This is a genomic window from Alphaproteobacteria bacterium PA2, from assembly GCA_002256425.1.
Taxonomy (GTDB): domain Bacteria; phylum Pseudomonadota; class Alphaproteobacteria; order Caulobacterales; family Caulobacteraceae; genus Phenylobacterium.
The window spans coordinates 274,877-294,715 of the sequence record NKIZ01000001.1 but is presented as its reverse complement, the minus strand read 5'-3'; the positions used below and the strand labels follow the sequence as shown (position 1 = coordinate 294,715).

General features: G+C 64.0%; 23 protein-coding genes and 2 tRNA genes. 9 read left to right on the top strand and 16 right to left on the bottom strand.

The genetic code is table 11. From position 1 onward, the window contains the following. The first annotated feature begins 110 nt into the window (after positions 1 to 110). The 3 genes from CFE28_01455 to CFE28_01445 all read left to right on the top strand — a co-directional run bounded on the left by CFE28_01455 (position 111) and on the right by CFE28_01445 (position 3,278). Positions 111 to 566, top strand: a complete 456-nt coding sequence (locus CFE28_01455) for a hypothetical protein (GenBank protein OYU68778.1) — start codon at positions 111 to 113, stop codon at positions 564 to 566. Positions 567 to 596: 30 nt separating this feature from the next. Further along, the gene (locus CFE28_01450; GenBank protein OYU68777.1) at positions 597 to 1,523 is read left to right on the top strand and encodes a hypothetical protein; all 927 of its coding nucleotides are present in this window, start codon (positions 597 to 599) and stop codon (positions 1,521 to 1,523) included. 390 nt (positions 1,524 to 1,913) lie between these two features. Then, positions 1,914 to 3,278, top strand: coding sequence for an integrase (locus CFE28_01445; protein OYU68776.1), 1,365 nt, complete (start codon positions 1,914 to 1,916; stop codon positions 3,276 to 3,278). Between the two features lie 199 nt (positions 3,279 to 3,477). Here the strand turns inward: CFE28_01445 and CFE28_01440 are convergent, their stop codons facing one another. The 8 genes from CFE28_01440 to CFE28_01405 all read right to left on the bottom strand — a co-directional run bounded on the left by CFE28_01440 (position 3,478) and on the right by CFE28_01405 (position 9,497). Then, on the bottom strand, positions 3,478 to 3,669 hold the full coding sequence (locus CFE28_01440; protein ID OYU68775.1) for a hypothetical protein: 192 nt from the start codon (positions 3,667 to 3,669) through the stop codon (positions 3,478 to 3,480). 369 nt (positions 3,670 to 4,038) lie between these two features. Beyond that, a complete protein-coding gene (locus tag CFE28_01435; GenBank protein ID OYU68774.1) occupies positions 4,039 to 4,347 on the bottom strand; it encodes a hypothetical protein in 309 nt (102 codons plus the stop codon). Then, on the bottom strand, positions 4,337 to 6,826 hold the full coding sequence (locus tag CFE28_01430; protein ID OYU68773.1) for a hypothetical protein: 2,490 nt from the start codon (positions 6,824 to 6,826) through the stop codon (positions 4,337 to 4,339). The genes CFE28_01435 and CFE28_01430 overlap by 11 nt, the downstream gene beginning before the upstream one ends. Further along, positions 6,823 to 7,200 (bottom strand): hypothetical protein, encoded by a 378-nt coding sequence (locus CFE28_01425; protein OYU68772.1) that lies wholly within the window; start codon positions 7,198 to 7,200, stop codon positions 6,823 to 6,825. The genes CFE28_01430 and CFE28_01425 overlap by 4 nt, the downstream gene beginning before the upstream one ends. Before the next feature lie 4 nt (positions 7,201 to 7,204). Continuing rightward, a complete protein-coding gene (locus tag CFE28_01420; protein OYU68771.1) occupies positions 7,205 to 7,540 on the bottom strand; it encodes a hypothetical protein in 336 nt (111 codons plus the stop codon). Then, positions 7,537 to 7,977, bottom strand: a complete 441-nt coding sequence (locus CFE28_01415) for a hypothetical protein (GenBank protein OYU68770.1) — start codon at positions 7,975 to 7,977, stop codon at positions 7,537 to 7,539. Before CFE28_01415 ends, CFE28_01420 begins: the two co-directional genes overlap by 4 nt. Before the next feature lie 676 nt (positions 7,978 to 8,653). Then, positions 8,654 to 8,899 (bottom strand): hypothetical protein, encoded by a 246-nt coding sequence (locus CFE28_01410; protein OYU68769.1) that lies wholly within the window; start codon positions 8,897 to 8,899, stop codon positions 8,654 to 8,656. A gap of 358 nt (positions 8,900 to 9,257) precedes the next feature. Then, positions 9,258 to 9,497, bottom strand: coding sequence for a hypothetical protein (locus CFE28_01405; protein ID OYU68768.1), 240 nt, complete (start codon positions 9,495 to 9,497; stop codon positions 9,258 to 9,260). Between the two features lie 106 nt (positions 9,498 to 9,603). On the opposite strand from CFE28_01405, the gene CFE28_01400 reads away from it, so the two are divergent. Beyond that, the gene (locus CFE28_01400; protein OYU68767.1) at positions 9,604 to 9,894 is read left to right on the top strand and encodes a hypothetical protein; all 291 of its coding nucleotides are present in this window, start codon (positions 9,604 to 9,606) and stop codon (positions 9,892 to 9,894) included. A gap of 97 nt (positions 9,895 to 9,991) precedes the next feature. Continuing rightward, positions 9,992 to 10,525 (top strand): hypothetical protein, encoded by a 534-nt coding sequence (locus CFE28_01395; protein ID OYU68766.1) that lies wholly within the window; start codon positions 9,992 to 9,994, stop codon positions 10,523 to 10,525. A 987-nt stretch (positions 10,526 to 11,512) separates the two neighbouring features. Here the strand turns inward: CFE28_01395 and CFE28_01390 are convergent. Beyond that, positions 11,513 to 11,588: transfer RNA gene (locus CFE28_01390), tRNA-Ala, on the bottom strand. 98 nt (positions 11,589 to 11,686) lie between these two features. Between CFE28_01390 and CFE28_01385 the strand changes: the two genes are divergently transcribed. Together CFE28_01385 and CFE28_01380 are read left to right on the top strand one after the other, a co-directional pair. Further along, positions 11,687 to 11,980 (top strand): hypothetical protein, encoded by a 294-nt coding sequence (locus CFE28_01385; GenBank protein OYU68765.1) that lies wholly within the window; start codon positions 11,687 to 11,689, stop codon positions 11,978 to 11,980. A 26-nt stretch (positions 11,981 to 12,006) separates the two neighbouring features. Continuing rightward, positions 12,007 to 12,273: a hypothetical protein gene (locus CFE28_01380; protein OYU68764.1), complete on the top strand. Its 267-nt coding sequence runs from the start codon at positions 12,007 to 12,009 to the stop codon at positions 12,271 to 12,273. On the opposite strand, the gene CFE28_01375 is transcribed toward CFE28_01380, so the two are convergent. Both CFE28_01375 and CFE28_01370 read right to left on the bottom strand, forming a co-directional pair. Further along, positions 12,270 to 13,562: an ammonia channel protein gene (locus CFE28_01375; protein OYU68763.1), complete on the bottom strand. Its 1,293-nt coding sequence runs from the start codon at positions 13,560 to 13,562 to the stop codon at positions 12,270 to 12,272. The genes CFE28_01380 and CFE28_01375 overlap by 4 nt on opposite strands. Positions 13,563 to 13,718: 156 nt before the next feature. Further along, entirely contained in the window at positions 13,719 to 14,174 is a 456-nt protein-coding gene (locus tag CFE28_01370) for a chemotaxis protein CheW (GenBank protein ID OYU71496.1), read from the bottom strand. 157 nt (positions 14,175 to 14,331) lie between these two features. Between CFE28_01370 and CFE28_01365 the strand changes: the two genes are divergently transcribed. Beyond that, positions 14,332 to 15,072: an NAD-dependent deacetylase gene (locus tag CFE28_01365; GenBank protein OYU68762.1), complete on the top strand. Its 741-nt coding sequence runs from the start codon at positions 14,332 to 14,334 to the stop codon at positions 15,070 to 15,072. 63 nt (positions 15,073 to 15,135) lie between these two features. Beyond that, on the top strand, positions 15,136 to 15,465 hold the full coding sequence (locus CFE28_01360; GenBank protein ID OYU68761.1) for a hypothetical protein: 330 nt from the start codon (positions 15,136 to 15,138) through the stop codon (positions 15,463 to 15,465). 55 nt (positions 15,466 to 15,520) lie between these two features. Here the strand turns inward: CFE28_01360 and CFE28_01355 are convergent. The 5 genes from CFE28_01355 to CFE28_01335 all read right to left on the bottom strand — a co-directional run bounded on the left by CFE28_01355 (position 15,521) and on the right by CFE28_01335 (position 19,798). Continuing rightward, positions 15,521 to 15,596: transfer RNA gene (locus CFE28_01355), tRNA-Thr, on the bottom strand. 34 nt (positions 15,597 to 15,630) lie between these two features. Continuing rightward, entirely contained in the window at positions 15,631 to 17,157 is a 1,527-nt protein-coding gene (locus CFE28_01350) for a heme biosynthesis protein HemY (GenBank protein OYU68760.1), read from the bottom strand. Then, positions 17,154 to 17,888 (bottom strand): hypothetical protein, encoded by a 735-nt coding sequence (locus CFE28_01345; protein OYU68759.1) that lies wholly within the window; start codon positions 17,886 to 17,888, stop codon positions 17,154 to 17,156. The genes CFE28_01350 and CFE28_01345 overlap by 4 nt, the downstream gene beginning before the upstream one ends. 95 nt (positions 17,889 to 17,983) lie before the next feature. Then, a complete protein-coding gene (locus CFE28_01340; protein ID OYU68758.1) occupies positions 17,984 to 18,688 on the bottom strand; it encodes a uroporphyrinogen III synthase in 705 nt (234 codons plus the stop codon). 156 nt (positions 18,689 to 18,844) lie between these two features. Beyond that, the gene (locus CFE28_01335; protein ID OYU68757.1) at positions 18,845 to 19,798 is read right to left on the bottom strand and encodes a hydroxymethylbilane synthase; all 954 of its coding nucleotides are present in this window, start codon (positions 19,796 to 19,798) and stop codon (positions 18,845 to 18,847) included. Positions 19,799 to 19,839: the final 41 nt, after the last annotated feature.

Below are 19,839 nucleotides of genomic sequence, written 5' to 3'. Positions count from 1 at the left end.
AATGTTGAAATCTGGGCGTATCAGATCATGGCTTATGAGTGAGACACGCGGTAATTCAACGGCCGTGAGGACACAATATCCCCCGGGTGGGATGCAAGCTGGAGTTCCAAATGAAATCGACCCGCAAGGCGGCCTGGCTGGCGGCTGGCGTCACCCTCTCCCTGACCATTGCCTCAGTCGCGTCTGCAGCCGGCAATCCCGTGGCTGACCGGCAGGCCGCCATGAAACTGATCGCCCAGTCGATGAAGGAGGTTTCGGGCTTCGCCTCCGGTCAGAAGCCCTTTGACGCCGCCGTGGTGAAGTCCACCCTTGGTCAGGTGAGCGCCGCGACGGTGAAACTGCACAAGCTGTTTCCGGCCACCAGCGCGGCTGACCCCAAGTCGGCCTCCGACCCGAAGGTCTGGGCCAGCAAGGCGGATTTCGACAAGCGCCTGACGGACATGGGAAGCCTCGCCGCCACGGCAGGCAAGGCGACCTCGCCAGAGACCCTGAAGCCGGCCCTCGGCGCCCTGGGCGCCAGCTGCAAGTCCTGCCACGACATCTATCGCATGAAAAAGCCCGCCTGATTGCGGCCGGCAGCATAAGGCAGGCTGAGCATGTCCCGTCCAATCCTGGCGACCCTGGCGTCCGTCCTGCTGGTGCTGACCATTGGCGTCTGGTTCATGGTCGCGCCGCACAGCCTGCCGGCGCAAAGCCTTGCGGCCGGATACAAGCCTGACCTGGCGAACGGCGAGACCCTGTTCATCGCGGGCAATTGCTCGGCCTGTCATACGGCGCCCGGCGAATCCGACCGCAGGAAGCTGGCCGGGGGCGTGAAGCTGAAGTCGCCCTTCGGAACCTTCGTCACCCCGAATATCTCGTCTGACAGGACACACGGCATTGGCGGCTGGACCGAGCTCCAGTTCGCCAACGCCATGAAGCGGGGCGTCGGCCGACGGGGGGAGCACCTCTATCCGTCCTTCCCCTATGGGGCCTACAGCCTGATGACCACGTCCGATGTCCGGGACCTGTTCGCCTTCATGAAGACCCTGCCCGCCGTGAGTGGCGCAACCGCGGCCCATGAGCTGAACTTCCCGTTCAACCTGCGGCCGGCGGTCGGCTTCTGGAAGGCGCTCTATTTCAGGCCGACAGAGTTCAAGGCCGACCCGAACCGGACGGCGGAATGGAATCGCGGCGCCTATCTGGCCGAAGGTCCCGCCCATTGCGCCGAGTGCCATACCCCCCGCGGGGCCCTTGGGGGGATGGTGATGAGCCGTCTCTACGCCGGAGCCCCACACCTTGAAGCCGGCGGCCGGTTTGCCTCCAATATCACCCCGCACAAGGATGGTCTGGAGGACTGGACCGCCCAGGACATTGCCGACTTCCTCAAATCCGGCACGGACAAGTGCTTCAACGAGCCCACCGGCATGCGGGACGTGGTCGCCTCGACATCCAATCTCAGCGACGCTGACCTGGCCGCCATCGGCGCCTATATCCACGCCCTTCCGGCCCGCCCGGGCAACGGCGCCCACAAGACCTGCTAGGTCCCTCAGGTCAGCTTTCGGGACCTGGCGGAAAACCTGCCTGACCTGATCACAGGTGGGACGGCTTAATGTTTTCGGGAGTTCCTGGTGGAGCCGAGCGGAATCGAACCGCTGACCTTCTCACAGAAGCTATACCACCTTAAGGCAGTGTTTGCCGCCTTGTTCTGTACTGTCTTGTGAAGGCCAAGGCTTCGACCTCGTGGGCAATATCCTACGTGAAATGAATTCGTTAGGAACTTCTGGCCTATTGCGAGTTTCAAGAATTGGGAATACCTATGCCCCTCAATCAATCGGCCTGACATTGTCGGAAAGGTTGAAAAGAGGATACCCCAGCGATCCCCCAGAGATTTTCGGAGGGGGGAAGGATCATGCTAGCGGAGGCCTCCGGCAATGCCTGCAATCAAGTTGACAGACGGCGCTGTAGAGCGGGCCGAACCGGGTTCTAAGGACGCCTATATCTGGGACTCAGAGCTTCCCCGGTTTGGCCTTCGCATCACCCCGGCGGGATCCAAGATCTACATGGTCCAATACCGAGCAAAGGCCGCACCAGGTGAACCCTCGAAGATCCGCAAAATCTCGATAGGCAAACATGACGGCGAACTTTGGAACGCCACCAAGGCCCGCGCCGCCGCCCGCAAGCTCCTAGCGCCGGTGGACATAGGCCAGGATCCATTCGCCGATGCAGTGGCCAAGCGGCGCGCCGAAGCGGAGGAGGAGGCCAGGGCGAAGCGTGAAGCCGAGATCAGGCAGAATGAAAACTTCCGGGCCGTCACCGCCCGCTATATCGACGCCGCCGCCAAGTCTAACCGCACCTGGGCAGAAACCGAGCGCCTATTGCAGTTCGGCGAAGTGGTCAGCAAGCCGGCCAAGCGCCGGAGCGGTCACAGCACAATGCCCGCTAAGGGCGTCGGCCCCATGACGGCCTGGGGCGAGCGACACATAGCCGAGATCAGGCGCTCCGATGTGGCCGACCTAATGGACGCGATCAAGAAGCGCTCGCCAGCCGTTGCCCGCGCCACCTATGCAGCTTTGCGCGGCCTCTTTGCGTGGTGTCTGGAGCGGGACCTTATCGCGACCTCACCTTGCTATGGCCTGACCGCACCACCGCGACCGACAGCGCGCGACCGGGTTCTAGGCGACGACGAGTTGCGCCTGATCTGGCTTGCGAGCGACAGCCTGGGCTATCCCTTCGGCCCGGTGGTGAAGCTCCTAATGTTGACAGGGCAGCGGCGAGCCGAAGTCGCGGGCATGGCCTGGAGCGAGCTGGACCTAAAGGAGGGCATTTGGCGCATACCGGCTGAACGCTCAAAGAATGGAAAGGCTCACGAGGTCGACCTAAGCGCCCAGGCGCTGGAGCTGCTCAAGGAAATCCCCAAGTCCAAGGGCCTTGTCTTCCCGGCCCGCAATGAAGGCCCGGTACGCGGTTTCTCAGCGACCAAGCGCCGCCTAGATAAGCTTATGCAGGAGATCGCCGACAAAGAGGCCAAGGGCCAAGTTGTCACCCTCCGGGCTTGGCGGCTTCACGATCTACGCCGGAGCGCCGCCACCGGCATGGCTGCTATGTCGTTTCCGCCCCACGTGGTCGAGCGCGTTCTAAACCACATCTCAGGCACTCAAAGCGGGCTTGTCGGAGTCTACCAGCGCCACGAGTACAGGCCAGAGAGGAAGGCTGCTCTCACTGCTTGGGGCCTTCACGTGAACGCGGTGGTTAAGACGATCACACCACCGCAGAACGTGGTTCAGCTCCGGGCCTAGCTGGCCCCTTCGGGCCGTGCGTGGCCATACCTATTGTTTTTTGCTGGGAACCCTGGGAACCCGGGAACCGGACCCCGTAATCGTATGATTTAATTCAGCTAAAATGGTTCCCACTTTTTGGAAATGCGGTTCCCAGTCGGAAATCACTGGGAACCGCGAAAGGCATCAAATTGCCAAGACGCCTCTCCCATGTGCTGGATCATTTTGAAATCTTCCCGATGACATCTAGAAGGCCCTTGGCTTCGACATTGCCGGTCAAGTAGAACCACCGACTGCCAGAGGTCTGCGTGGGCTCTTCGCGTATCGGCAGATCCTTTAATATTGCCAAGGTCCATGCGTCTTCCGAACTCTCAGCCGCGTCGTGGAAAATAGTGACGGTTATGTACATCATGCGCTCCGCGGCGAGGAAGGTAAGCCATCAAGTAAAGGTCCAAGAATGGAAAGTGGCGTTACATGAATATGCCCGCGACGGTTCCGCTCCGCCAAGGAGCGCTTAGGGCTATTATTGCAGCTAGCGGCATTTGGGCTCTGACGATATCAACCCTGATTGTCAAATTTTCCCTTGAATGGAAAAATGCACTCGGACAGTACAACACCTCCCTGAAAATATCAGCAGAGGGTTTAAGTCGCCCACTCGATGAGATCGACCTGTCGATCGTAGATATGGCAAATACATATTACGAACGAATGGAATCCGCCAAGGCATCAATAGCTGTACTTATTAAAATTGGTATCGCCGTTCCTGTCATAGTTGGCGGTCTTATTGCTTTGGCAATTTGGGTATGGCGAGGATTTTATCCAAAGCGACTTGACTGACCTGCAATTCAGACGACGCCCGACGCTCCGCATCCACCCGGCTGAAGCCCCCTTCGAATTCCAAGATCGCGGCCCGCTCCTCCCACTCCGCCAAGGCCTCAGGATCTAGGGCCACAGCAGCTTGTGAGGGGGCGTCATGGCCTGGGCTTAGCGGTTCCGGCTCCCGCCGACCCTCCGTCGCCGCCTGGGGCTGCCCGGACAGCATGGCATGAACAGCCAGGACAGCGGCGCGGGCCGCCTCATCAATCGCCAAGATCGGCCTCTAGGATCGAGCCCTTGACGGTCCAATAGCGACTACTCACGCCCTTGCGCTTGTGCTTTTTCTTCCAGTGGTCCCCATCGCCCCGCTCAAAATGTCCGGCCTCGTGTAAAGCCGCCGCCGCCGCCTTCTGGCCGAATCCTTGGGTCGCATACTCGAATCCGGCGTCATTGAACCGAAACTCGAGAACACCGGCGACCTTGACGCGATAACCCCAGGACTTGAGACCCCGCGCTTGTTCATCCCGGCCAGCCCGGGAAGGCTCTATGGACGCTTCGGCCTCAAAATCATCCCAAGGGGCAAAGCTTGCGCCTTCGCTTTCGATCACCGCCTTGACCTTCCGCAGGACGGCGCGGACCTCATACGATTGATCGCGACCGAAGGCCGCCGCCCATCGGTGGTAAAGCCGAGCGCTGGCCTCAAAGGCCTGTGATTTTGGCCAGCCGGTTAGACCAAAACTTGTGGCCAGCTCGCCCGCCGCAGCGATAGCCGCAAAGCGCTTCGCAGCCCTCTGAACTTGGCCAGTATCCCCATCCCTCCTAACCGTGCGCTCAAATTCGTCTATGAAGGCCTTAGCGGCTCTTAGGGAGTCCTCCCGCTTGGCGATGAAGGCTTCCACAAAAGCAGGACCCGCATGGCCGTAATGTTTGCCGGATGCGGCCTTTATGGCGTCTGACAAGGCTGCAGGTCCCGCCAGGCCATGCAGGTCTTCCCAAATGCCCATTTTCTGGCCCGCATCCGCAGCGATATCCAAGAGCCGCAACTCTTGGCCAGCCATTGGCTTAGAATTTCGGCTTCCCGACCTAATGTGCGTTGATAGGCTCACCTCGCCAGTTGAGAGAATAGCAACCCGCCACTCCGCTCGGCGCCTAAGACTTCCATCGGCCTTCGATCGAGCTTTTGATTGTCCTGAAGCTAGGGAATAGGCCGCCGGCCCTGCCTCGTCTGGCGTCAAGAGTTGCAATTCATCCAGAATTAGGAGTCCGTCATTGTGTCCGAATGCGACCATTTCGGCAGCATTGCTTGTTTGACGCCATGTGGCCCCGAAGCCCACCTCGCCGCCCCCGCCCCACACGGACCCAGCGGCCAGGATGAGAGTCGTTTTCCCACTGCTCGACCCTCCATTTATGTGCAGCCCGCCGCCATCTAGACCCAAAGGCCGCAGCAATGGCCCCAGGAAGGCCAGAGAGGTCGCGACGGTTAGAAGGTCGTTTCCAGGGGCGAAGGCCGCCACAGCGCTCCGCCAGCCGTCCAGGGACCCCGACCGCCGATAATGCAGCGCGCCCGCTTCGCCGGTGAAAATCACGTCTTCACCGCGACCTAGGCCGATTGTTTGCGAGGGCAGAACGAACCGCTCCCCGGTGGTCCAGCCCGTCGCCGATACGAGGACCAGGCGGCAAGAGGCTTCGACCTCCATTAGGGCAATACAGAACTTGTCCGACTTGCCCCGCGCCGGTGAGACCATGAGACCTGCCCCTGCCAACTCCGCCCGCACATCAGCACCACCGGAGGCGAGGCGGCTCTTGGCGATAGGCAGCATCTTCTCCCGCCCGTCGCGGTCCCGAAACTTGATCACGATTGCCCAGCCATCGCCTTCCGGGTCGCGGGCCTCGCCGACAACCTCAAAAGGCCCCGCGATCTTGGAAGGAACGGGCTTGCCGCCGCCCTGGGCGGGAGCGTCAAACCATAGGCCGCCGCCATCCATTCGGAAGGCCCAAGGCCAGACGACGCCGCCAGGCTGGGCGGCTTCGCGGGTTTCCGAAATGAGGGCCGCAGCGTCGGCATGGGTGAAGGCGGATAGCCATTCGTCGGCGAGATCCCAACCCTTGGGCAAGTAGCCGGGAAGCTCGACCACCGCCGCCGACAATGCCCCAGCGGACAGGGCGGCCCGCGCCGCCGCCTGGGCGGCCTTGCGGCCCGGTTCGTCCGCGTCTGGCCACACCAAGACGTGCCGCCCGGTCAGCGGGCCGAAATCGGCCTTGCCGACCGCATTGGACCCACCGGGCCACGTCATGGCTAAGAATTCAGGGAAGCGCTCGCCCGCAGCGTCAGCGGCCTTTTCACCCTCAACCAAGAGCACCGGCGCGCCTATGCGGGAGGCCAGCTTGTCCAGGCCGTACAGGGGCCGAAGCGAACCGGGTTCGCTTGCCAAGCGCCAGGCCAATTTTCCGGCCGCATCGCGCCATAGGGTCGCCGGCCTTATGTCCTTCTCGACCTCGCCGCCGGTGGTCTTTTCAAAGCGGAGAACCCACCGCAGGACCCGGCCCGCCGAATCCCTATAGCACCAGGCCTTCGCATGAGCGCCTAAGCCCTTCCATTGCGCCGGCAGCTCTGGCGCGTCGTCGGGAGCGGGCGCCAGGTGGTCGCCCTTGTCACGGTCCTTCGCCTTGGCGGCGACGGGGGATTGCCCCGCCGCAGCCTTGGCCACACGCGCAAAGGGGTCGCCCTTGGGGCTATCATTATCGGTGGTCATTGGCGGGAATACTCAATTGGAGAGCCGGTGATGAGGTCCAATTCGTCCCCCCGCAGGATCACGCCCAACTCATGAGGCACCACCGGGAAGCGGACATATTTGGCGAGGGTCTCTTCCAAGACTGGGCGGTCATGCCCAGCGAGCTCGCCGGTTTCCTCGAAAAGCTTTATCACCCAGGGCGACACCCCGCCGCGTCGCCAATGGTCGGCGGTGGCCTTGCATTCAGTGGAGAGCCTTTGGCGCGACCAGCCCAGGGCAGACCGGGCGAGGCGACAGCGACCCGGCGTCACGAAGAATTCTTCGCCGGTGGTGAAGATGATTGCAGGACAATGGGGCTCCGGGACCGGTCCGGGCGTGAGCTGATATCGCTTCATGCCGTTACCACCCGCCCTCAAAGGGATCGACGCCCAGGCTTTCAGCCAGCCTGATAGCGGCATCGCGCTGGGAAAGCCCAGCCACCAAAGCCGCGAGCGACGTTAGATCGCCACCTCGGTCCCCAGATGAGAAGTCACCCCACTTTCCGGTGGTCAGATTGACCTTGAAGGACCCCAGGCGGCGATCAGCCCGGGCCGGATTCCGGGCTAGCCATTCATGCCCGGAGCGGCGCCCATCCGGTAGAAGCCCGCTCACCACCGCCTCACAATTGCGTAGCGCGGCCTCATTAATGCGGGCGAAATCGACCCGGCGCGAACGCCGTTCGCTTGCCTCGGTCATGCCGCAACCCCTTCTGTCTGGGGAGCCTCGTCACCAGGCGAATGGGCGATAGTGACGGCATGAGAAACGATGATGTGGACAACGAGCGGGTCGCTCAGCTTGCGGCGGGCAACTTCCGTCTTAGGGGTAAGAGTGCGCGCCCTAGGGTTCCAGGCGCAGGGGTCCAGATAGGACGCCGCAAACGCCTCGCCGCACTGGTCGATGATCGCGGCCCGCAGCTCATGATCTGGGAAAGTTGCGGTGGGTGAGCGAGTGGAGCGTTGCTTTTGCGACTCTGCCCAGGCGGCCAGGTCCGCAGGGTCATAAACGACGCGAGCGCCCATCTTTACGAAGGGGGGGCCGTCACCCTCAGTGAGGCGCAGCTTATTGAGGTAACTGACAGACACGCCAAGGCGGTCGGCAGCCTCATTCACGTTAAGATACTTGGGGAAATCCATAGTGGTCTAGCCTTTCAAGATGCCGCCCCGGGCATGTGTGGGGGCCGCTTGAAGGGACAAGACGATTTGAGAGATGCGTCACTAGCGTCGCTCTTAGTTACGCTAGTATTTGCCTGACACGCGCTAGCGCGTGTCTACCGTTTGCTAGGCAGCGGAGGAAACTCCAAGTTAAATGCGGCCACATCGCTGATGATCGTGGAAACCGGTGGTCGAGAATTCACGTCCATGGCGTCCCATACTTGGGTCCCTAGCGAAGTCGCGTTCCAGCGCTTACCCCTGGGACAGGCACTTGAACCACTTAGCTTTCCGAGCGCCAAAGCCATAACTTCATCTCGGCGGCTCTTTTGCTTTTCGGCTTTAGCCTTCTTGGCAGCGAATCCACCGTCACTCGTTTGGGCTTTGTTCGCTTCGCCCCGCCTCACCAACGGCTCAAAGGCCGACCGAATTTGAAACTCAGCTAGGTACGCGCCCAGCTCAAACGACTGATGTCGAAGCCACAACAAATCAATTTCCAGGTCCCGCGCAAAGCGGCCCCCTCCTACTTCTTCAGGATCTACTTTGTTATCGGAAGGGACTGCCAGGCCTGCTCCTACCGGGAATCCCTGGAAGGCAGCCTTTAGGCCCTCATTGAGGGCTGCTCGCAGGGTTCTAGTGTGGTCGAGCGCGTCGTAAATCGTCAGAGCCCAATCAAAGGGCGAGAACTTTGGCCAGCCATTGGCAGCGGGCCGACGCTCATCCTCAGTTCTGACCATCCCTTGGACTGATCGTAAGCCGCCTCTATCAATGCCGGACATTCCCTGATCTGGCCCTGGCCTCTCGATATCCAGGCGACCCTCGCAGGGTGTATCCGCCCACCAAAGCTCATCACCATCCCAGGCCCAAGCGGCTGGAGCTGGCCATGGTCGCCCCACTGGGAAGTCATGGGCCGCCAAGATTTTCTCCGCCTCTATCAATGCCCATTCAAGGTCACTTGCCGCTAGTCGGCGATCTGGCTCGAATGAAACTTTATCGCCAATCTTTAGGCGACCACCAATCGGTCTCCCGTCGCGTGTTCGGAGACCGGTGGTTAGGTCCTTTACGGTTCTTTCCTGCCACACACGCCGGTCAAACGCAGTTCCGGCCTCTTTGACCACCGGTGGGTCAAGGCTCAAATCCTCTCGCCAAGCTGGCTCAGGGAGCCGGGGCACGGTAACGCTAACCTCTGCAACTCTCTTGAGCCGGGTCCACGAAAGCTCATGAGTTACACCGTCAGCGCCTAGGAACCGGGGCAGAACCATAATTCAGGCCACCCGCTTAGCGTAGACCAGTACCGCGCCTGTCTTGTCGGCATCCGTGCTGACCTCGACCCCGTGCGATTCAAAGGCAGCCACGATCTTTTCGGCGGTGGTCGCCCTGGCTTCGGTCCCAGCTTCAAGCCGATTGATCGTGGTCCAGGCCACGCCGCTATGTTCGGCTAAGTCACGCATTGACCATTTCAGGATAGCCCGACCCGCTCGGCAGGCTTCGGGAGTGACCCGCATTTAGATACCTCGCTTCTAATTCTGGGAAAGAGGATACAAGCGTATCTATATGGTTGACAAGCCCTCCATTTTGGATACAAGTGTATTCATTGCAGGAGCTGGGCACATGACCACCATCACTCGCGAAAACCTCCGCACCATCATGAAGCGGGCCTGGAACTACCACCGCGGCGCAATCCGCAATGGTGAGGCTTCCACCTTCGCCGACCAGCTCCGCGCCGCTTGGACCTTCATCAAGGGTTGGGTTGCTCGCCAAGCCGCACCGGTGGTGGTGACGCGGACCATTCAGCTCCGCTCCATGATCGCAAGCCCTATTCGCCGCGCCCTGGGCTCCAGCCCCTACGCCAGGACCAACGCCGCCGCCGCCGGTTACGCCACAAGCCGCATAGGGGCCTGACCTCCGCCGCCCGGACGCCATGGCGGCCCGGGACTCGGCATCGAATTTCCCCCCGGCGAACGCCGTTCGCCAACTCAAACCAGAAGGAGATCCCCAAATGAAATCCCAGTTACAGACCTTGCAGATTGAGGCCGATCCCGCGCCCTCGATGGCGGACCTCGCCGCCCGGTGGTCAGCCGCCTATGACCAGGCTCGGCAGGAGTTTGCGCGGCTCGGCACGGCAGAACGTGCGGCAATGGAGCTCTATCCGCCGCAGCCCCCCATTCAGGACAAGGGGGCCTTCTACCTTTGGGACAAGCAAACGGGGGCTATTGCCTCTTCCTTCGGGATTCCAGGCCTGGAGGAAGCCGCGAACCGGACCTCGAAAACTGCAGACGACCTTTCCAAGCAGATCCTCGCCATGACCGCCCAGACCCCCCAGGAGGTCGCAATCAAGTACCGGGTCATGCTGACCATGCTAGGGGACGGTGAAGGCAAGATCGACAACGGCGAGCCGTTCTATTCTTTCCTCAATGAGATGCAGCCCGTCTTGGACAAGTACCAGGCGCTCGCCGATGTGGCCTCAGTTATTGCCGATATAGACGACTTGAAGGCCCAGCACTCCGCCGCCTTGGCAACCGTGAACGCCTAGGCGCAAATAGGGGTAGGCGGTGGTGACAATGGTCACTACCGCCGCCCAGCCTTGGAGCTGGCCAGCGCCCCCATTCCCGTGGCAGCCCGTCGACCAACTAGCCCGAACCCCCAGAGCCGCCAGAAACCACCGCCCGCCGCCATTCAGTGGGGAGGGGGCCACACTCGCGCGCGGTCGGGCATACGAACCGGGTTCGCCATGCATACCCTCGCTTCCGACTTCACCCTTTAGCCAGGCCCGATCTGGGCGCCGGACGGCGGTGGTGAGGCGGGGGAGCGGTTCCCAGTAGTTCCCAGTCAATAGTTAGAGACTGGGAACCGCCATCGGCCCTCCAACCTCTCTAACTTCAAAGACTTAGTAGGCAGGTTCCCAGAGTTCCCACAGTTCCCAGTCTGTTTTCCCGCCTCCGCATTGCACGTCGCCGCCCCCAGACCGACCCGGCAAAAAAATATCTCCGGAAACTCTTGAAAACATTTGCGAAACGGGGATGCCGGTCCCGCCGTAAAGGTCCGCAGACTTTTCACACCCCCCCCTGGGCGCTCCCTAAAAATCAATCTGGCTCCGGAAACCTGCGCTGAATTTCCGGATGATGGACGCCGGTCCCAGCTCCAGGCGCTCCAAAGTTTGCGGCCCCACCCTCTCAAGGTGCAGTGCAGCTCGATAGTTCACGGTTCAGAATGGCGGTGAACTTCCAATGAACACAGGGTCGCGCCTAGCCCCACCGTATAAGGCCACCGGGCCGGGGGAGGACCCAGTTCACAGACCACCGGTACACTAGAGGATCTAGACCGGCCTCCCGGCTCTTCAAATATGACGCGCAAGTGTGGCCTCCCGAACCCCCCACCGGGGCGGACGCGAGGCCAGAGGCAATGAGTGACAAGGCGGCTTCAATTTTGGGCCGCTGATACCCCAGTGATACACCAAGCCAATTCAGCCCTAGAGTGTGCTGGCTAGTATATGTCTAAGATGTTGATCTTATTAGCTTCCTGGTGGAGCCGAGCGGAATCGAACCGCTGACCTTCTCATTGCGAACGAGACGCTCTACCAACTGAGCTACGGCCCCAGGAAGGCGCGGAATAAGCGGTTTCAGCCCGCACCTGTCAAGGCCCGGATTTTCGCCATCCCTTGCCACAGGACGGCAAGGCCAGCTAAACGGAACCCATGGGAAGCTTTCTGTACGAAATCTGCAACGGCCTGCTGAGCCTGATTGTCTGGGTCATCATTGCTGACGCCATCCTGTCCTGGCTGGTGGCATTTGACGTGGTCAATCTGCGGAACCGGGCTGTGGCGAGCATTGCGCATGCGCTCAGCGCCGTCAGCCGGCCGGTCCTGGCGCCCTTCCGGCGCTTCATCCCGCCCCTCGGCGGCGTGGACATCACCCCGGTCATCGCCCTTCTGGTGATCCAGGCGGCCCAGCACAGCCTGCTGCCCCTGATCTTCCGGCCCCTGCTCTGAGTACAGGCCAGAGGCTGGTCGTACGCCTGACCCCCCGGGGCGGCCGCGACGCCATTGACGGTTGGGATCGCGACGCCGCAGGCCGGATCTATCTGAAGGCCCGGGTTACCTCCGCCCCCACCGATGGGCAGGCCAATACGGCTCTGATCGCCCTGATCGCCAAGGTCCTGGGCCGTCCCAGATCCAGTGTGCGCATCGTCTCCGGCGAAACCGCCCGGGTAAAGACCCTGGAGATAGCCGGGCTCGGGACCGCCGACCTGACATCGGCCTTCGGTCCCGCCCCGACAGCCTAGGGATTATAGGCCCGCTCTCCGTGGGAGGAGAGGTCAAGGCCGTCATCGATCATCTCGTCCGAGGCGCGCAGACCGGTCAGACGACGCACCACCGGAACCAGGATCAGGGTCGCCACAGCCGACCAGGCGCACACCGCCCCTACGCCGATGACCTGGGTCAGGGCCTGACCGCCCATGGTGACCCCCGACGCATAGCCGACACCGCCAAACTGCGGGCTGGCCAGGATGGCGACCACCAGGGTTCCGAGAATGCCGCCCACGCCGTGCACGGCGAAGACGTCGAGACTGTCATCGATCTTCAGGGTCTGTTTGACGAATTCGACGGCCTGATAGCAGACCAGACTGCCGGCGACCCCCAGGGCGACGCCTCCCAGGGGACTGACAAAGCCGGAGGCCGGCGTGACGGTGGCCAGACCGGCGACCACGCCGGTGACCATGCCCACCATGCTGGCCCGGCCGAACCGGCGCCATTCGATCAGGGCCCAGACCAGTCCGGCCGCGGCGGCCGACATGTGGGTGGCCACCAGGGCTGCCCCGGCGTCGGCATTGGCGGCCAGGGCGCTGCCGGCGTTGAAACCGTACCAGCCCACCCACAGCATGCCCGCGCCCATCATGGTCATGCCGGGATTGTGCGGCGGGGACAGGTCGCGGGGATAGCCGTTGCGCGGGCCAAGCCGCCAGGCCAGCAGCAGGGCCGAGACCCCCGCCGTCGCATGCACCACCAGCCCGCCGGCATAGTCCATGACATGCATGGCCTGCAGCCAGCCGCCGCCCCAGACCCAGTGGCAGACCGGCGCATAGACGATCAGCAGCCAGAGACCGGAGAACAGCATGACCGATGAAAACCGGATGCGCTCGACAAAGGCCCCGACAATCAGGGCCGGGGTGATGATGGCGAAGGCCATCTGGAAGGCGAAGAAGACGCTTTCGGGCACGGACCCGGTGACGGCGCCCCGGGGCATGTTCGCAAGGCCGGCCTTCATCAGGTCGCCGACCACCGGTCCGGTTCCCGAAAAGGCCAGACTGTATCCGGCCAGCAGCCAGAGCACCGAGGCCAGGCAGGCAATGGCCACGCAGTGCATCATCACAGACAGGACGTTCTTGGAGCGGACCAGGCCCGCATAGAAGAGGGCGAGGCCAGGCAGGGTCATGAACAGGACAAGGGCGGTGGCGCTGAGGAGCCAGGCCGTGTCGCCGGAATTGACAGCGACCGTCTGCGCCGCCGCGGGCCCCGCCATTGCCGAAATGACGGCTGCAGCCGTCGCCAAGCGCCAAGATCCCGCCGTCATGCCAAACGCCCTCCCTGCCCCGATCCGGGTGTCACGGCATGGCTACAAGCAGATTTGCTGATTTGGTAGGCGAAATTTACTTTGGTCAGATTGATTTTTCATCAGCCTGACCGGTTTCGGCCCCTGGGCGGCCAGGGGCCAGATCTTCCTGGCTCGTCAGGCGGCCAGGGGAATGTCGGTTGTGTGCACCTGGTCGAGGCACAGCAGGCTGACAATACCGGCTTCGGTGGTCATGACCCCGGCCACAAAGGCGTTGGACTGCTCCGAGCCCACATCCGGCGGCGCCTGGATCAGGCCTTCAGTGACGGTCAGGATATCGGACACGGCGTCGACCACCAGACCCATCTGGACATCGCCGACCTGGGCCACCACCACAACGGACGAAGGGCCGGGCGTCGCCAGACCCAGGCCAAGGCGGGCGCCGAGGTCGATCACCGGCAGGATCGCGCCGCGGAGGTTCATCATGCCCAGCACATGGGGTGGAGCGTGAACCAGGGGCGTAGAGGCCGTCCAGCCCCGGATTTCCCGCACCGCCATGATGTCGATGGCATAGGACTGATCGCCGATCCTGACCGAGATCATCTCTGCGCCGGCCGGGGGAATCCGTGACATATCCATGGGGAAGCGCCTCAAGAGTGAGAATTGCGACTACTTAACCCCCGCAACACCCTCCAATTTCTTAACGCCCGCCGCCGGAATGCCGGTTTTCAGGAATTTTTCGGCGACGCGCCCACTGGCGCCATCATGGGGCGCCGGGCAAAATCCCCCCATGACCACGCGACAGGACCTAGCCCGACTCATCGCCGCCGCCCGGCGCATGGTGGTCTTTACGGGAGCCGGGATCTCGACGGAGTCGGGCATACCTGATTTCCGGTCTCCCGGCGGAGTCTGGAGCCAGATCAAGCCCATCCCCTTCCAGGACTTTGTCACCGATCCGGAGCGCCGGGTTGAGGCCTGGCGCCGCACATTTTCCGGCCGGGCCGGCTGGGTCGGCCGGGCGCCCAATGACGGACATCGCGCCGTCAGGACCCTCTGGGACCAGGGCAAGCTGACCTGTGTCATCACCCAGAATGTCGACAATCTGCACCAGGCTTCGGGCCTGCCCGATGAAGCGGTGATCGAACTGCACGGCAATGCCGGATACGCCACATGCCTGTCCTGTGGCCTCCGCCATGAGATCGAGGACCTGAGACCGGGTTTTGAAGCCACGGAGACGCCGCCCTCCTGCCGGGCCTGTGGCGGCGTGGTGAAGGTCGCGACCATCTCCTTTGGCCAGTCCATGCCGGCCGAGCCCATGCGACGGGCCGAAGCCGCCGCCAGGGATTGCGACCTCTTCCTGGTGCTGGGATCCTCCCTGGTGGTCTATCCGGCGGCAACCATTCCCCTGCTGGCCAGACGTCACGGGGCCCGGCTGGTCATTCTCAACCGCGAGCCTACGGACCTGGATCACACTGCAGACCTGGTCCTGAACGATGAAATCGGCCCCTGCCTGCGTGAAATTGTCCTCTGAAGGGCGATTTTTACCCTTTGGGGGGCTTCGCAATCTCGCGCAAAACCATTAGACGACCGCGCCATGATCCATCCGAAGAACTTGACCTTCAGCGACCGTCAGGCCGCATCCGCCGCCGCCAAGAAAGCCCTTCTGGCGAAGCTCAAGCCGAAACCCGCCGTTACCGACCCCAATATCGAGCAGCGGAAGGCCGAGCGTGAGCTCGAGCTGGAAATCCTGCGGGAAGAGCGCCGCAAGGAGCGCGAAGTCCGCCGCATCGAGAACGAGAAGGCCGCCGCCATCCGTCATGAGGAAGAACTCATCGACGCCGAAGCCCGGGAGCTTGCCCTTCGCGCCGCCCAGAAGGCCGCCCGCGACGCCCGCTACGCCGCCCGCAAGCAGCGCCGGAAATAGGCCCGAGAGCCACGCCACGGCGTAGCCCGGTCTGTCTTTTCAGATCTGGGAAGAATGGTGCCGCCTAGGTGACTCGAACACCTGACCCCCGCATTACGAATGCGATGCTCTACCGGCTGAGCTAAGGCGGCCCTTCGGGCAGGGGCTCTGGCCCCCCGGAGCGGGCTATTTAGACTCTCTTCGCCCGCTCGCCAAGCGGCGTCGCGCAGGAAGGCCTCCAGGATTTTGCGGACCCCTCGGCGGCGGAGGCTCGGGATCAGTGTCTTCATAGAGACCTTCGCCCACCAGATAGGGCGACGGGTCATGGGCCTGGGCCTCTATGGCCGCCGGGTCAGCATAGGAAATCGGCAGGTCCGGAAGCTCTGACATGCCCCGCTCGCGGCGCTCGTGACGGGGATGGACCAGCTGGCCGGTCTCGGCGAAGCTGACCACCAGCCGGGCCCAGTCCGACGGCAGATAGGCGAAGGCGCGGCCCTCGGGGTCAAGATCGGCCCAGTCTGATTCGCTGGGGGCGCCCGCCCCCCGGGCCAGCCACATCCGCGCTTCATCCGGGGCGCCGGCGGCAAAGGCGGCGCGGGCGAACAGGCCGGCCAGGCGCGCGGTCAGGGACTCAGCCTCCAGGGCCTTGGCGGCAGAGCGGGCGGCGGCGACGTCTCCGCCGATCAGGGACGCCTCGACGGACAGGATCCGGCTTTCCCGGGCGCTGGCGTTCAGGGCGGCCAGGGCCGTCAGCCGCGCCGCGCGGGCCTTGGGGGTCTCACTGGTCTGCAGGTCGCGGAAGGCCAGCCAGAGGGCCGGATGGGGCGCCGACTTCCAGGCCGCTTCGATCATCTGTGCGGCGCGGGGGCCTTTGCCGCCCGCCGCCAGCAGCCGGGCGGCCATGACGACCCCCGGGGCGAAGCCTGGCTGAAGCTTGGCCGATTCCATGGCGAAGTCCGTCGCCTGGGCCCGGACCTTGCTGTCGGAAGAGGCTTCCATCTGGGCCGCTGAGGCCGCCAGCAGGGCGGCGCGGCCCCGCTCGGCCACCAGGGGCGAGATCAGCTTGCGATCCAGGGCGCCCTTCACCAGATCCCGACCGGCCTGCCAGTTTCCCTCCTCCAGCCGCGCTTCCAGCAGGGCGCGCCAGGCCCACATGGACGTGCGTCCCAGGGCGTAGGCCTGCTCGGCGTTACGGACCGCTTCGGCCCGATCGCCACGGGCCAGGGCCAGATTCATCAGGCCCCTGTGACCCGCCAGCCGCATTTCCGGAAAGCCCAGCATGGCCCCATAGGCGCTGTGGGCGGCGTTGATGTCGCCGGAGACCTCTGCGGCCTGGGCGGCCAGAACCCTGACCAGACCCGGGGTGTCGCTGGCCAGTTCCGCCGCCTTGGCCGCCAGCCTGCGGGCCTCGGGTCCATCTCCGGCCGCTGTGGCCAGGAAGCCGCGGGTCAGGACCTCGATCGCCTGCTTGCGTCGGGTCTCCTGTCGGCGGCGGGCGGCGCGGGCGGGCGCCTCGATCACCCAGAGGAGCAGACGCCAGACCAGCATGGCGATCAGGGCGATGAAAAGCAGGATAAGGATCAGGCTGCTGGCGCTGAGGTCAGCCCTCCAGCCGAGCCAGACGACAGAGGCCTGCCCCGCCTCGCCCGCCGAAGCCAGCACGGCGACCACCAGGGCCGTAACCCCCAGAAAAACCAGAACAGCGCGGATCATGCTCCGCCCTCCGAAAGCCGGGCCAGGCTTTCAACAGCTTCCAGCCGGACGGCCGAGACCCGCCTGTCCAGTTCGGCCCGGTCCAGGGCCAGGGCGCGCCAGGGATCCATGGCGGCGCGGGAGGCCGGCGGCAGGCTGTCCACCAGACGAAGGGCCTGGTCGACCTCGCCATTGTTAATCTGCTGCTCGGCGCGGGCCAGAATGGCGTCGACCCCGGATCCTGTCGCCTCAAGGTGTCGCAGGGTGATGAATCGCGAGGCTATGGCGTTGACCGCCGTCCAGAACCTGGACCCGGTTTTCGGGGAGGCTGAAACCGCCTTGGCGGCATAGGCCGGAAACTCCACCGCCAGGGTCGCGCGGCTTGGAGCCCCTGTCTCAGCCAGTTTCTCGAGGGCCGCCAGGTCCGCACTCGGCGGGGCCACAGCCCTGAGGGCGGCCAGTTCCCCTACGAAGGGCCTTGACGACTGGGCGGCGTCCAGCAGGGTCGCCGCGGCTACGGCCGCCGCCGCCGTCTGTCGGGCGGCTGATTGCTGGGCCTCGAGGGACTCCAGCCGGGCGCTGAGCCCGGCGACACTGCCGGGCTGAACCCGGAAGACCTGCGAATCGCCAGGAGGCGAGACGATGCCCGGGGAGCTGGAAACCGGACCAGCTTTCGGGGGGGCGATGGCGCCGAGGCCGAAGGGCGCGACCGCCAGTCGGGGTGCAAATTCTGCTACACCGAACCCGGCCATAACGCAGATGACGCCGAAGGCGGCCAGACTCCATAAACCCGGGCCAGCGCGGCGGCGGGGGAGGTTTGGCGGGTCCATCGGATCTTGCGTGGAACTCATGGAGCTTGGTCTATCAAATCCAGAAGGGCCGATTCGAGAGGCTTTGTCGCCGCAGCTTTCCAGCCCAGAGCGCTCCGCGCCAGAGGCTTTATGGCGGCTCTTGAAAGTCCCGCCACGGCGAGCCCCGGTAAGGCATGCTGGCGCAGCAGGTCGGCCAGCACCTGGGCGGCCTTGGCCGAGTGGATCAGGGCGACGTCCATTTCCGCCATCTCGGCGAGCTGGTCCTCCGAAATCTCTGTGGGGCAGGTGTCGTAGACCGCCACGCCCCGGGCGGCGATACCGTGGGATTCCAGGGCCGCCACAAGATCCCCCGCGGGCTCCAGGGCGCCGGGATGCAGGACTGTACCGGTGATTTCCCGGCTGCGGTCCATTATGCCCTGGGCCAGGACCGAGACATCCCGATCCGAAGACAGGACCCGACGAAAGCCCGCCGCCCACGCGGCCTTGGCCGTGGCGGCGCCCACGGCGAAGACCCGGATCTGCCGCTCGGCGCTGAGGGCGCAGAAGGCCCGCACCCCGTTATTGCTTGTAAAGGCCAGGGCGCCGACCCCGGTCAGGTCGAGGGGTTCCGCAACCAGGGGGCGGACCTCCAGGAGGGGCGTGACCCAGGGATCATGGCCCCGCTCCCGGACCTGGACGGCCGTGCCCGCCGCGGCGGGCTGAGTCCGCGTGATCCAGATCCGCTTGCGCCGGTCGGCCATCTGAGATCCCAAGGAAATGGAGCCGAAAGCCGGCCCGCTCTGTTCGTTCGCCACGCTGATCTTAGTCTGGCGACAGACCTGTCTGCGCCAAATCCGTCAGCGGTGTGTCCTTGGACGGTTTTGGCCCGGAATCATAGGCCGGTGACGCGGCAGGGGTCAGTCCGGCAGGACGATCAGGTCCCCGCCGTCCGCCAGCAGCGCCGCGCCAAGCTCGAGGCCCAGGGCCCGGGCGGCTGATTCCGGGTCTGCCCCAAGCGTTGCCTCGCCCTGGCGACGGAAGCGGTGCTTCCCGTCTGGGGACAGGGCCTCGACGATCAGGTCTATCCTTGCGCCCATGATCCGGGCGTGGGCGCCGATGGGGGTCTTGCAGGACCCTTCCAGGGCGCTCAGCGCGCCCCTTTCCGCCGCAATGGCGACCACGGTCGGTTCATGGCGCAGGGCCAGGACCCAGTCGGCGTCCTGATCCTCTACCCGGGTCTGGATGGCCAGGGCGCCCTGACCCGGCGCCGGGGGAACCTCTACAGGGTCGATCAGGCTTTTGGGCAGGTGGCCAAGACCCAGGCGCTTGAGGCCTGAAAGGGCCAGGAGGATGCCGTCAGCATCACCGGCCGCCAGCTTGGCCAGCCGGGTGTCCACATTGCCCCGCAGCATCTGCACGTCCAGGTCCGGGCGGCGATATAGGCTCTGGGCCTGCCTGCGCAGGGAGGCCGTCCCCAGACGGGCGCCCTCGGGCAGGTCTTCCAGACGGTCAGCGATATGGCTCAGGAAGGCGTCCCGGGGATCTTCCCGCTCGGGAATGGCGGCAATGACCAGACCCGGCGGGCACTCGGCCGGCATGTCCTTCAGGGAATGGATGGCGCAGTCGATCTCGCCCGACAGCAGGGCCTCTTCGATTTCCTTGGTGAACAGGCCCTTGCCGCCGATTTCCAGCAGGCGACGATCCTGGACGCGGTCGCCCGTGGTGGTGATGACGATCAGGGGCGCGACGCGCTCTACATCCTCGGGACCGGCGCCCAGGGCGGCGGCGATGGCCCTCTGCATGTGCCCGGCCTGGGCCAGGGAAAGTTTGGAGCCTCGGGCCCCGATCCGGACTTGCGGTTGCGTGGGCACGGCTGGAAAGCTACCTCGATCAGTTGAAGCCCTCGCCTGCT